Source organism: Klebsiella sp. ZJOU C1 (genome assembly GCF_035620215.1).
GTDB classification, from domain to species: Bacteria; Pseudomonadota; Gammaproteobacteria; order Enterobacterales; family Enterobacteriaceae; genus Klebsiella; species Klebsiella variicola.
On the sequence record NZ_CP141644.1, the window covers coordinates 4,058,065 to 4,070,554 of the forward strand.

Annotated in this window: 10 protein-coding genes; 4 read left to right on the forward strand and 6 right to left on the reverse strand. The window is 59.8% G+C overall.

The features are described 5' to 3' along the window. Positions 1 to 38: 38 nt before the first annotated feature. The gene (aegA, locus tag SPE70_RS19420; RefSeq protein WP_008803840.1) at positions 39 to 2,021 is read right to left on the reverse strand and encodes a formate-dependent uric acid utilization protein AegA; all 1,983 of its coding nucleotides are present in this window, start codon (positions 2,019 to 2,021) and stop codon (positions 39 to 41) included. A gap of 372 nt (positions 2,022 to 2,393) precedes the next feature. Between aegA and acrD the strand changes: the two genes are divergently transcribed. Further along, positions 2,394 to 5,507: a multidrug efflux RND transporter permease AcrD gene (gene acrD, locus SPE70_RS19425; RefSeq protein WP_008803839.1), complete on the forward strand. Its 3,114-nt coding sequence runs from the start codon at positions 2,394 to 2,396 to the stop codon at positions 5,505 to 5,507. Between the two features lie 127 nt (positions 5,508 to 5,634). On the opposite strand, the gene ypfM is transcribed toward acrD, so the two are convergent. Then, entirely contained in the window at positions 5,635 to 5,694 is a 60-nt protein-coding gene (ypfM, locus tag SPE70_RS19430; protein ID WP_100181659.1) for a protein YpfM, read from the reverse strand. Between the two features lie 365 nt (positions 5,695 to 6,059). On the opposite strand from ypfM, the gene SPE70_RS19435 reads away from it, so the two are divergent. The 3 genes from SPE70_RS19435 to SPE70_RS19445 are packed head-to-tail and all read left to right on the forward strand — an operon-like array spanning position 6,060 to position 7,774. Then, positions 6,060 to 6,413 (forward strand): ArsC family reductase, encoded by a 354-nt coding sequence (locus tag SPE70_RS19435; RefSeq protein ID WP_008803838.1) that lies wholly within the window; start codon positions 6,060 to 6,062, stop codon positions 6,411 to 6,413. Between the two features lie 3 nt (positions 6,414 to 6,416). Further along, positions 6,417 to 7,544, forward strand: coding sequence for a succinyl-diaminopimelate desuccinylase (gene dapE / locus SPE70_RS19440; protein WP_012540914.1), 1,128 nt, complete (start codon positions 6,417 to 6,419; stop codon positions 7,542 to 7,544). Between the two features lie 26 nt (positions 7,545 to 7,570). Further along, entirely contained in the window at positions 7,571 to 7,774 is a 204-nt protein-coding gene (locus SPE70_RS19445; protein ID WP_002913768.1) for a YpfN family protein, read from the forward strand. A gap of 48 nt (positions 7,775 to 7,822) precedes the next feature. Here the strand turns inward: SPE70_RS19445 and ypfH are convergent, their stop codons facing one another. From ypfH to purC, 4 genes are all read right to left on the reverse strand, one after another. Next, a complete protein-coding gene (gene ypfH, locus SPE70_RS19450) occupies positions 7,823 to 8,518 on the reverse strand; it encodes an esterase (RefSeq protein ID WP_008803836.1) in 696 nt (231 codons plus the stop codon). A gap of 76 nt (positions 8,519 to 8,594) precedes the next feature. Beyond that, positions 8,595 to 10,598 (reverse strand): tRNA(Met) cytidine acetyltransferase TmcA, encoded by a 2,004-nt coding sequence (locus SPE70_RS19455; RefSeq protein WP_032755104.1) that lies wholly within the window; start codon positions 10,596 to 10,598, stop codon positions 8,595 to 8,597. Positions 10,599 to 10,607: 9 nt separating this feature from the next. Further along, entirely contained in the window at positions 10,608 to 11,477 is an 870-nt protein-coding gene (locus tag SPE70_RS19460) for a KPN_02809 family neutral zinc metallopeptidase (protein ID WP_023298061.1), read from the reverse strand. Positions 11,478 to 11,596: 119 nt separating this feature from the next. Next, a complete protein-coding gene (gene purC, locus SPE70_RS19465) occupies positions 11,597 to 12,310 on the reverse strand; it encodes a phosphoribosylaminoimidazolesuccinocarboxamide synthase (protein ID WP_002913801.1) in 714 nt (237 codons plus the stop codon). Positions 12,311 to 12,490 lie beyond the last annotated feature (180 nt).

Genomic DNA, 12,490 nt, shown 5'->3' on the forward strand with positions numbered 1-12,490 from the left:
GGACGCCCTCATACTACGCTGCGGGGCCGGGTTTGTCGTCAGTGAAGCGGCGTCGTTTTCAGCGCCAGATAGTCCAAAATCCCCTGCGCCGCGTGACGGCCTTCCGCCATCGCCGTCACTACAAGGTCTGCGCCGCGCACGGCATCGCCGCCGGCAAAGATCTTCTCCTGACTGGTCTGGTAACGGTAACGGCTCTCGACGCCGGCTTTGATGCGCCCCTGGCTGTCCAGCGCCACGCCCGCCGCTTCCAGCCAGGGCATGCGGTGCGGGTGGAAGCCAAAGGCCATGATCACCGCATCCGCCGGCATAACAAACTCACTGCCGGGGATCGGCGTCGGGCGGCGTCTTCCTCCCGCGTCCGGGGCGCCCAGCTCGGTGCGCAAAAAGCGTACCCCGTTCACTCGCCCGCTTTCGTCCAGCTCCAGGGTCACCGGCTGGACGTTAAACTCAAAGACCGCCCCCTCTTCGCGGGCGTTTTTGACCTCTTTTTTCGAGCCCGGCATGTTGGCTTCATCCCGCCGATAGGCGCAGGTCACCTGGCGGGCGCCGTGACGCAGCGCGGTGCGCACGCAGTCCATCGCTGTATCGCCGCCGCCCAGCACGACGACGTTCAGCCCGGCAGTGTTGATATAAGGCTCCTGAGCCGATGCCGCCAGCCCCATCACCTGTTTGGTGTTGGCAATGAGGAACGGCAGCGCATCGTAAACGCCGGGGGCCTCTTCGTTCGGCAACCCCGCCTTCATGGAGCGATAGGTTCCGGCGCCGACGAACACCGCGTCATAGTCGGCCAGCAGCGTCGCCATGGGGATATCTTTCCCCACCTCGCAATTGAGCTCAAAGCGGATACCCATCTCGCTGAAAATGGCCCGCCGCCGGGCCAGCAGCGATTTATCCAGCTTGAACGCCGGGATGCCGAAGGTCAGCAGACCGCCAATCTCCGGATGACGGTCAAAAACCACCGGCTGGACGCCGTGACGCACCAGCACATCGGCGCAGGCCAGCCCGGCCGGCCCGGCGCCGATAATCGCCACCCGCTTACCGCTCGGCTTAACCTGCGAGAGGTCCGGACGCCAGCCGCTGGCCAGCGCCTGGTCGGAAATATAGCGCTCAATGTTGCCGATGGTGACTGCGCCGCTTTCATCGCGCAGGGTGCAGGCACCTTCACACAGCCGGTCCTGGGGGCAGACGCGACCGGTGATCTCCGGCAGGCAGTTGGTCTGATGGGAAAGCGCGACCGCGGCGGCGATATCCCCCGCCTTAACCAGCTCGACCCACTGCGGGATATGGTTATGCAGCGGGCAGGTCCATTCGCAAATACTGTGTTCCCCACACGTGAGGCAGCGGGCGGCCTGCTGCTGCGCCTGCGCCGGGGTGAACGGCTGATAGATCTCCTCAAAGTGGCTCTTACGCGCCTCCGCCGCCAGCTTATCCGGCTCCCCGCGCGGCGGCGTCATCGCCATTTGCCTGACCTTCGCGCCAACATTGGGCTGGCTGCAGGTCAGCGTACCGCGCTGCCACGGCTGCACCTCCTGGCATGCCGAGCGCAGTCGCCGCTGCTTCGCCAGCGCGGTCAACGTCTCATCGTCGGCGAGGGTCAGTGCCTGCGCGGGACAGTTTTCCACACAGGCCGGTCCCGCCTCGCGGCCCTGGCACAGATCGCATTTCAGCGCGCTGGCCTTTACCAGGCCCGCAGCCTGCGGCGTCACCACCACCTGCATCACCCCGAACGGGCAGGCCACCATGCAGGATTTACAGCCAATGCATTTCTCCTGACTGACCTGAACGCTGTCGCCGGACTGGGCAATGGCGTCGTTGGGGCAACTGCGGACGCAGGGGGCGTCTTCACAGTGGCGGCAGGTGATAGCGTTACGCTGGCCCGCCGCTTTGATGACGGTGATACGAGGTAAAAAGCGCTGCGGGGTCAGCACGTGTTGCTCCTCGTTATGCGCCATTACGCAGGCCACTTCGCAGGCCTGGCAGCCGATACATTTTCGACTATCGCTCAAAATAAAGTGGTTCATGGCTTCCTTTTGTCTTTTTGGTGAATAACCCCTCAATGCGCATGACTATTTATTACCCGACAAGACGGCGCCGGAACAATGTCCAAATGCCCAGGATAAACTTTTTCTGGAGAGAATCCGTTTTGGATCAATTTTTTTGACTTAAATGAAATGAGGTTTCACACCGGCAAGAGATAATCCGCCTGTCTGAGGCTGCAAAGCAGACTCACTGCCTGCTGGCAGGAAAGTTCGAGGTTTCTTTACGATACGGCAAAAGCAACATGATAAATTACACTATCTCCTTAATTTCTCCACGATTGCCGGAGGCGCTGGCGCTAAAGTGGCACAGGCTGTGCAATAACAAAAAAATGTGCATATGAGGTCTTTATTCTGATGGCGAATTTCTTTATCGATCGCCCCATTTTTGCGTGGGTGCTGGCAATCCTGTTATGTCTGACGGGCACCCTTGCCATTTTGTCGCTTCCCGTTGAACAGTATCCCGACCTCGCCCCGCCGAACGTGCGGATCACCGCCAACTATCCCGGCGCCTCCGCGCAAACCCTGGAGAATACCGTCACCCAGGTTATCGAACAGAATATGACCGGCCTCGATAACCTGATGTATATGTCATCCCAGAGCAGCGCCACTGGCCAGGCGACGATCACCCTCAGCTTCACCGCCGGTACCGACCCGGACGAAGCCGTGCAGCAGGTTCAGAACCAGCTGCAGTCGGCGATGCGTAAACTGCCGCAGGCGGTGCAAAACCAGGGGGTGACGGTGCGCAAGACCGGCGACACCAATATCCTGACCCTCGCCTTCGTCTCCACCGACGGCAGCATGGATAAACAAGATATTGCCGACTACGTCGCCAGTAACATTCAGGACCCGCTCAGCCGCGTCAACGGCGTGGGGGATATCGACGCCTACGGCTCGCAATACTCAATGCGCATCTGGCTCGACCCGGCGAAGCTCAATAGCTACCAGCTGACCACCAAGGATGTGACCGACGCCATCAGTTCGCAGAACGCCCAGATTGCCGTCGGCCAGCTTGGCGGGACGCCTTCGGTCGATAAGCAGGCGCTGAACGCCACCATCAACTCGCAATCTCTGCTACAAACCCCGGAGCAGTTCCGCAATATCACCCTGCGCGTCAATCAGGATGGTTCAGAGGTGACGCTGGGCGATGTCGCCACCGTCGAGATGGGGGCGGAGAAGTACGACTACCTCAGCCGCTACAACCGGCAGGCCGCTTCGGGCCTGGGAATTAAGCTTGCTTCCGGCGCCAACGAAATGGCCACGGCGGAGCGAGTGATCAATCGCCTCAATGAGCTGTCGCAGTATTTTCCTCACGGTCTGGAATATAAAGTCGCCTACGAGACGACCTCCTTCGTAAAGGCCTCCATCACTGATGTGGTCAAAACGCTGCTGGAGGCGATCCTGCTGGTCTTCCTCGTGATGTATCTGTTCCTGCAGAACTTCCGCGCCACCCTGATCCCGACCATCGCCGTGCCGGTGGTGCTGATGGGCACCTTTGCGGTGCTGTATGCCTGTGGCTACAGCATCAACACCCTGACGATGTTCGCGATGGTGCTGGCGATCGGCCTGCTGGTGGATGACGCCATCGTGGTGGTGGAGAACGTCGAGCGCATCATGAGCGAGGAGGGCCTGTCGCCACGCGAGGCGACCCGCAAATCGATGGGGCAAATTCAAGGCGCACTGGTGGGGATCGCCATGGTGCTGTCGGCGGTGTTTGTGCCAATGGCCTTCTTCGGCGGCACCACCGGGGCCATCTATCGCCAGTTCTCAATCACTATCGTCGCGGCGATGGTCCTCTCGGTGCTGGTGGCCATGATCCTCACTCCGGCCCTTTGCGCCACGCTGCTCAAGCCGGTTAAGCCAGGTGAATCCCATGAAAGAAAAGGCTTCTTCGGCTGGTTCAACCGCACCTTCAACCGCAGCGCCAGCCGCTACGAAACCTTTGTCGGCAAAATTCTTCACCGCTCGCTGCGCTGGATGCTGATCTACGTCGTCCTGCTCGGCGGGATGGTGTTCCTGTTCCTGCATCTGCCCACCTCGTTCCTGCCGCTGGAAGATCGCGGGATGTTCACCACCTCGGTCCAGTTGCCGAGCGGCGCTACTCAGCAGCAGACGCTGAAAGTAGTGCAAAAAGCGGAAGATTACTTCCTCAATAATGAGAAGCAGAACGTCGAATCGGTATTTGCCACCGTCGGTTCCGGCCCCGGCGGCAACGGGCAGAACGTGGCCCGCATGTTTGTGCGTCTCAAAGACTGGGACCAGCGCGACCCGGAAACCGGCTCCTCCTTTGCCATTATTGAACGCGCCACCAAAGCGTTTAATCAGATCAACGAAGCGCGGGTCATCGCCAGCAGCCCGCCGGCCATCAGCGGCCTCGGCAGTTCGGCAGGCTTCGATATGGAGCTTGAGGATCACGCCGGTAAGGGGCACGATGCGCTGATGGCGGCACGCGATACGCTGCTTGAGCTGGCCGGCAAAAACCCACTGTTGACCCGGGTCCGCCATAACGGGCTCGACGACAGTCCGCAGCTGCAGGTCGATATCGATCAGCGTAAAGCGCAGGCGCTGGGCGTCTCCATTGACGACATCAACGATACGCTGCAAACCGCGTGGGGGTCGAGCTACGTCAACGACTTTATGGATCGCGGCCGGGTGAAGAAAGTCTACGTCCAGGCAGCGGCGAAATACCGGATGCTGCCAGACGATATCAATCTCTGGTATGTCCGCAACAGCAGCGGCACGATGGTGCCGTTCTCGGCCTTCGCCACCTCACGCTGGGAGACCGGCTCGCCGCGGCTGGAACGCTACAATGGCTACTCGGCGGTGGAGATCGTTGGTGAGGCGGCGCCGGGTATCAGTACCGGCACCGCGATGGACATGATGGAGAAGCTGGCCGCGCAGTTGCCAACCGGCTTTGGCCTCGAATGGACCGCCATGTCCTACCAGGAACGCCTCTCTGGCGCTCAGGCGCCGGCACTGTACGCGATTTCGCTGCTGGTGGTGTTCCTGTGCCTGGCGGCGCTGTACGAGAGCTGGTCGGTGCCGTTCTCGGTGATGCTGGTGGTCCCGCTCGGGGTGATTGGCGCCCTGCTGGCGACCTGGGTGCGCGGCCTGGAGAATGATGTTTACTTCCAGGTGGGCCTGTTAACGGTGATCGGCCTGTCGGCGAAAAACGCCATTCTGATCGTTGAGTTCGCCAACGAGCTGAACGAGAAAGGCCAGGATCTGCTCAGCGCCACGCTGTCGGCCTGCCGTCAGCGCCTGCGCCCCATCCTGATGACCTCGCTGGCGTTTATCTTCGGCGTGCTGCCGATGGCGACCAGCACCGGGGCCGGTTCCGGCAGCCAGCATGCGGTCGGTACCGGGGTGATGGGCGGGATGATCTCCGCCACCGTGCTGGCCATCTTTTTCGTGCCGCTGTTCTTTGTGCTGGTACGCCGTCGCTTTCCGCTGAAGGAGCGTCCGCAATAAGCCGTCGGGCGTTGGCGGCGAGCCTTAATAACAGAAAAGGCGACCCTTAAGGTCGCCTTCTTTATGTGTTCAGAACCATGACGCGCTTATTTACTTCGCGTTATTCCCCTGCTCACATTGCGGAAATTTATTTACGAAGCATGCCTTCAATAAAATCTTTCCAGTTCCCCAGTTCATGTTCAATCATAATAGCCTCTCTTATTATTATGGTCGATTCTATATAACTTCATTGCTGATGGGAAGTTGGGCTCCCCTATTGCTCTGATTGTCTTGTGGACGTCTGACAGAGATAAAACCTCTGGTTGCCGCCACTATGCCGTTTCGTATGTAAAAATTATGTGACGCAGAGCACTCTCAGGCAACATTTTCGCAATATTGTTAATAGCCTCACATCACTTCCGCGAATGAGCAAAATTTCACCACGCCGTCAATTGAATGAGATACCCGGTAAAAAGTTATATTTATTCATCTGAATCACGTATTATTTCAGTAAGACTTATATATTCGGAAATATCTGAGTTAACCGCTTAATTGAATGTGAAAGGTTTATCTATGCTCACCATGTACGGAATTAAAAACTGCGATACCATTAAAAAAGCCCGTCGCTGGCTGGAAGCGCATCAGATTGCGTATCAGTTTCATGACTACCGCGCCGATGGCCTTGACCGCGCGCAACTGGATACCTTTATTGCCGAACTGGGCTGGCAGGCGCTGCTGAACACCCGCGGCACCACCTGGCGCAAACTCGACGAGTCGCTGCGCAACAGCATCGATAATGCCGACGCCGCCGCCGCATTGATGCTGGAAATGCCGGCGATTATCAAACGCCCATTGCTCTGTGCGCCCGGTCGTCCTATGCTGCTGGGTTTTAGTGAAGCAAGTTATCAGCAGTTTAACGAGGTATAGTCTATGTCTTGCCCGGTCATTGAGCTGGCTCAGCAGCTTATTCGCCGCCCTTCCCTTAGCCCCGATGATGCGGGATGCCAGGCGTTAATGATTGAACGCCTGCGTGCGATCGGCTTTACCGTTGAACCGATGGATTTCGGCGATACACAGAATTTCTGGGCCTGGCGCGGCCACGGCGAGACGCTGGCCTTCGCCGGCCACACCGACGTGGTCCCGGCAGGCGACGCCGACCGCTGGATCAACCCCCCGTTCGAACCGACCATCCGCGACGGCATGCTGTTCGGCCGCGGCGCAGCAGATATGAAAGGCTCGCTGGCGGCGATGGTGGTGGCGGCGGAACGTTTTGTCGCGCAGTACCCGAATCATCGCGGCAGACTGGCGTTTTTGATCACCTCCGATGAAGAGGCCAGCGCCAAAAACGGCACCGTCAAAGTAGTGGAAACGCTGATGGCGCGTAACGAGCGTCTGGATTACTGTCTGGTCGGCGAACCCTCCAGTACCGAGGTGGTCGGCGATGTGGTGAAAAACGGCCGCCGCGGCTCGCTGACCTGCAACCTGACCATTCACGGCGTGCAGGGCCATGTTGCCTATCCGCACCTTGCCGATAACCCTGTCCATCGCGCGGCGCCGATGCTGGCGGAGCTGGTCAATATCGAGTGGGATAAAGGCAATGAATTTTTCCCGCCAACCAGTATGCAGATCGCCAACGTACAGTCCGGTACCGGCAGCAACAACGTGATCCCCGGCGATATGTTCGTCCAGTTCAACTTCCGCTTCAGTACGGAACTGACGGACGAGATGATCAAAGCCCGCGTGGTCTCCCTGCTGGAAAAATACCAGCTGCGTTACAGCGTGGAGTGGTGGCTCTCCGGCCAGCCGTTCCTCACCGGGCGCGGTAAACTGGTGGATGCGGTGGTGAGCGCAATTGAGCACTATAATGAGATCAAACCGCAGCTGTTGACCAACGGCGGCACCTCTGACGGTCGGTTTATCGCCCGCATGGGGGCGCAGGTGGTTGAGCTGGGCCCCGTGAACGCAACCATTCACAAAATTAATGAATGTGTGAACGCCGCCGACCTGCAGCTGCTGGCACGGATGTATCAACGCGTAATGGAACAGCTGGTCGCCTGACGAATTGACGTAAAGAGGAAGCGCGCATGGAATGGCTTATTAAACACTGGTGGATTCTGGTTCTGGTCTTTTTGGTGGGGGTGATTATCAACGTGATCAAAGATCTGAACCGCGTTGACCACAAAAAATTCCTTAACAACAAACCCGATCTGCCGCCGCACCGCGATTTTAACGATAAATGGGACGATGACGACGACTGGCCGAAGCACGACCAGTCGAAGAAACCGTAAATTTGCCTTTATCGCGGTACTGCCCGCCTGTAACCCCGTCCGCCGGGGTTACAGCATTTCGATGATATCGTCCCCTTTTGGCGTACTGCCGCTCAGCGCCTCATCAAAATAGTGCTTCGGCACGGTATAACGCAGACGCTCGATGGCAAACTGCATGCTGCGATCGTCAATGGCATGCCCCAGATCGTCAACAATATCTAAGGTCACGTCGCCGCCCGCCTGCTGTAATGCCTCCTGAGCCGACACCGCCCACGCCAGGTCGATAACCCGATCTTCCCCCCCGTGGATCAGATGAATGGTGGTGGCCGTCGTTGCCGTCATCGGCAGCGTCGCGTAGCGGCCATTAAAGGCGATCACTCTTGAAGCCAGATCTGGCGCCGCTTTGATACTCTCCAGCGACATAATCGCCCCCTGAGAGAAACCGATCAGCGCGGTGGCCAGTGGACTGACGCCGCTTTTCTCTTGCCAGTAGCGCACAATGTCAATGAAGGTCGGCATAATGGCATCGATGCGCTGCTGACGATTCTCTTCCGTCACTCCCTGCACCGAAAACCACTGCCGACCGTTGGGACCGCAAGGTTCGACCCCGCCGATGCTGACAATTAGCGCATCGGGAAACTGCGGCGCGAACCAGCTGCCGATTTGCCCCATAGAGACCGGGTTATCCCCTACGCCATGAAACAGCAGCAACAGCTGTTGCGCAGGCGTCGCAGGGCTTTGAACAATAAAATGATCGTGTTTCATGGCTGTCTCCTTAGTGTATGCCGGCAGTTTACGCCGCTCGCCAGATATGACCATGCCATTTAACTGAATGAGTTAGTTAAAATAATTGCAGATGCGCCACCTGCTGACGCAGCGCCTCAGCACGCGCTGCATCGAGGAAGCGCAAGGCGTCAGCGGCCTCAACACGCCATCTCGCCAGCAGGGCTTTACGCCCCGTCAGCCGCAGCGCAGCACACAGCGCGGCTTCCTCTTCCCCCTGCAGACGTCCGCGCAGAGCCGGCAACGGCATGTCGGCCTGCATCAGCAGGCGGTTGAGGCAGCCCAGCGCCGCGGCCAGCGGGCGATGGGCGAAAGCAAAGCTCGCCGCTTCCAGCCAGTCCTCATCACTAAGCATAGCGTCTGCGACGGCCGGCAGCGGCGCGGATTCGTCCCGCCACGGGCGAAGCCAATATTCATCCCGCAGCAGCCGCTGCGCCTCCCGCTGCGCGAGCTGGTGCCCCGCCGCAGTCAGCGGGAACAGAGCCATCGCGGTATAGCAGCCGCTGCTGGCCTCGCGATGGGTTCCCAGCCGCACGAGGATAAACCCGCAGCGTTGCCAGAAGCGCCACAGCTCAGGGGTATAGCCGAAGCTGACGGACAGATAGTCATAGCCTGCGGCATCGGCGGCGATACTGGCGATCATCTTCTGCCCGAGACCATCGCGCTGACGGGCAGGATGGACAGCGATCCGACTGACCCGCAGCCCGGACAGCGTCGCCGCCAGGGGACTGCCGCCATGCGCCGCCAGCGACTGGGCGACCAGATTCCCGCGCGGCCGGCGAAACCCTGCCCACACCGCCCGGCTAAGTTCGGGAGAAAGTCCCCCCTCGGCCACCAGCCACAGCGCGCCCGCCACCGCGCCGCTGGCGCGAGCGCAGCGAAAAGCCTGGCCGGGGGCATCCATCATGCGCCGCAGATCGAGCGGGGAAGTCCGGTAGTGCGCCCCGGACAATAGCTGGTACATCGCCTCCGGTAGCGCTGGCTGCGATTGCCAGCAGGACTGATTAACCGCTTCCAGCACCACCTCCCCCGTCGGCGCGTCGCGAAATGCCTCATCGTTAAAGATCAGCAACTGACGGATGGCTGACTCCAGCGGACAGCCCGCCGCCCAGCGGATCGGGGCGCTCAGGCTGAACGACTGCAGACGGGGCAGGCTGGCGCAAAATTTCAGCAGGAATCCGCGACCGGTGCCTTCATAACCCTGCACCGTCGTGGTGAGTAGCGTGCGGGGAAAACGGCTTACCAGCTGCCGGAGAAGCGGAGCCGGGATCGACGCGGCCTCATCGACAATCAGCCAGGCCGCCGTTTCTTGCGACGCCAACAGCGCATCGGGCGCCATAAAGCGGAACGCCTCGCCGGCAAAGCTCGCCAGCACCTCGACGGCGCTACGCGTTGGGGCGGTGACGATGGCCTCGCCCTCAAGCTGGCGCAGCAGCATGCCCGCGAGAGCGGATTTCCCTCGCCCGCGCTCTGCCGTCACCGCCGCGATACCGGGCGGCAACCGCGACAGTTGCTCAAGGATTAGCGCCTGCTCGGCCTGGGGGTGGCCATCGGCGGGATGCCAGTCAGGGCGGGGGGCGGCCAGCGGGAAGCGCGGCCGGTCCGACTGCTGCCAGAGCAGCACCTCCGGATCGGCGATAAACTGCCGGCAGCAGCGGTGAACAAAGTTGGGGGTAACGATAGGGTCGGGAGTATCGCTCCAGCGCAGGGAGTCCTCATCCGCCCGGGTCGGCCAGTCGGCGAAGGGGGGCGTCAGCAGCACCAGCCAGCTTCCCGCCCGCAGCGTACCGCTCAGGGCCGCCAGGGCCGCCACGTCACACCCGCGCCGGGCATCGAAAAAGGCGTGCATCACTTCCCGACCCAGCAGCGTCTTCAGGGCGCCAGGCGCCACGCAGGGCGCAGAAACCGGATCGGAGCCTACCCACAGACCATCGCCGCCGAGCCGCTCCCGTAGCGCCTGCGCCTGCTGCAGCGTCCAGGCCTCATCGCCGCTGAGCACCAGCAGGCGACGGATCCCCTCCCGCGCCATCTGCGCGGTGAGGTCAAGCAGCGCGTCCATCATCGGTGGCGATTACAGCGCGCTGCCGAAGGTGTTGCACTGCGCCGGATCGCCGCTGTCGAAACCGCGTTTGAACCAGGTGTAGCGCTGTTTTGACGTGCCGTGGGTAAAGCTGTCCGGTACCACGCGCCCCTGGCTCTGCTGCTGCAGACGGTCGTCGCCGATGGCTTCGGCAGCGTTCAGCGCCTCCTGCAGATCGCCGGTTTCCAGAATATCCTGCTGCTGCATATTATGGCCCCAGACGCCGGCGAAGCAGTCCGCCTGCAGCTCCATCTTCACCGACAGACGGTTGGCTTCGGCCTCGGTGGCATGCTGCTGTTGCTGGCGAACTTTCGGCTCAATGCCCAGCAGTTTTTGCACGTGGTGGCCCACCTCATGAGCAATGACGTACCCCTGAGCAAAGTCGCCGTCGGCGCCCAGTTTATTTTTCATCTCATCGTAGAAGGACAGATCGATATAGACCGTGCTGTCGGCAGGACAGTAGAACGGCCCCATCACCGACTGACCGGTGCCGCAGCCGGTACGTGTCGCGCCGCGGTAGAGCACCAGTTTTGGCTGGGGGTACTGGCGGCCCATCTTTTCAAAGATCGGTCCCCAGGTATCTTCGGTAGTGGCCAGAATGACGGAAGTAAACTTCGCCGCTTCATCGTCTTTCGGACTGATGGAGCGCTGCGTGGAGGTCTGCTGCTGCGGCATCGGCTCCCCGGTCAGCATGCCGGTCAAATCCACGCCGTAGTAGCCCGCCACCAGCACAATAATCAGCAGTACAATGCCGCCCTTCCCGCTCGGCAGACGGAAGCCCCCGCCGCCGCCAAACGGCGAGCCTGATTGACCACGTCGATCTTCAACATTGTCGCTTTCGCGACGCCCTTGCCAGCGCATAAGCACCTCATTCCCTGTTATGTATCAATAGCAGAGATCGTAGGCGGTTCAGCGCAGGATTACCACAGGAAACAGCAAGAGACGCCAGAAGATGAGGCCATCTTCTGGCGGCGAGCGGGTTAGTCGAGCTTAACGCCCAGGCGGTGAGCCACTTCTTCGTAGGCTTCGATCAGGCCGCCCAGGCTCTGGCGGAAGCGGTCTTTGTCCATTTTATCGAGGGTATTTTTATCCCACAGGCGGCTGCCGTCCGGCGAAAACTCGTCGCCCAGCACCACTTCGCCTTTGAACAGACCAAACTCCAGCTTAAAGTCCACCAGAATCAGACCGGCGTCATCGAACAGCTTTTTCAGCACGTCGTTGGCTTTGTAGGTCAGCTCGCGCATCCGCGCCAGATTCTCTTTGCTCACCCAGCCGAAGGTTTCGCAGTAGGAGTCGTTGACCATCGGATCGTGCATAGCATCGTTTTTCAGGAACAGGTCGAACAGCGGCGGGTTCAGCTCGATACCTTCTTCAATGCCTAAACGTTTTACCAGCGAGCCTGCCGCACGGTTACGCACCACGCACTCTACCGGCACCATATCCAGTTTTTTCACCAGACATTCGGTATCGGAAAGCAGCGCTTCCATCTGGGTAGGGATGCCCGCTTCTGCCAGTTTGCTCATAATGAAATGGTTGAACTTGTTATTCACCATGCCTTTACGATCGAACTGCTCGATGCGCGCGCCATCACCTGCTGACGTATCGTTACGGAATTCCAGTACCAGCAGGTCCGGATTATCGGTGCTGTATACTGTCTTCGCCTTACCACGATACAACTCAGCTTGCTTTTTCATCTTTCACTACTCCAGTGATATTGAGCCAAAAAATGACGTGTCGGTTTTACATAACATCCTACATCGAGCCTCAGAGCAGAGGCTAAACGCTTGCGAGGCGAACTGCAGTCAGGCGACTGGAGCGGCCTTAACTCGGCGATTTACAGGATTATGCGGCTACGCACACGTTTGCGTCACTAT

What these genes read in the sequence shown, in the direction of transcription:
- SPE70_RS19435 (WP_008803838.1), top strand. Translation starts at nt 6,060, where the DNA reads ATGCTCACCATGTACGGAATTAAAAACTGCGATACCATTAAAAAAGCC.
- ypfH (WP_008803836.1), bottom strand. Translation starts at nt 8,518, where the DNA reads ATGAAACACGATCATTTTATTGTTCAAAGCCCTGCGACGCCTGCGCAA.
- SPE70_RS19445 (WP_002913768.1), top strand. Translation starts at nt 7,571, where the DNA reads ATGGAATGGCTTATTAAACACTGGTGGATTCTGGTTCTGGTCTTTTTG.
- SPE70_RS19455 (WP_032755104.1), bottom strand. Translation starts at nt 10,598, where the DNA reads ATGATGGACGCGCTGCTTGACCTCACCGCGCAGATGGCGCGGGAGGGG.
- acrD (WP_008803839.1), top strand. Translation starts at nt 2,394, where the DNA reads ATGGCGAATTTCTTTATCGATCGCCCCATTTTTGCGTGGGTGCTGGCA.
- SPE70_RS19460 (WP_023298061.1), bottom strand. Translation starts at nt 11,477, where the DNA reads ATGCGCTGGCAAGGGCGTCGCGAAAGCGACAATGTTGAAGATCGACGT.
- aegA (WP_008803840.1), bottom strand. Translation starts at nt 2,021, where the DNA reads ATGAACCACTTTATTTTGAGCGATAGTCGAAAATGTATCGGCTGCCAG.
- purC (WP_002913801.1), bottom strand. Translation starts at nt 12,310, where the DNA reads ATGAAAAAGCAAGCTGAGTTGTATCGTGGTAAGGCGAAGACAGTATAC.
- dapE (WP_012540914.1), top strand. Translation starts at nt 6,417, where the DNA reads ATGTCTTGCCCGGTCATTGAGCTGGCTCAGCAGCTTATTCGCCGCCCT.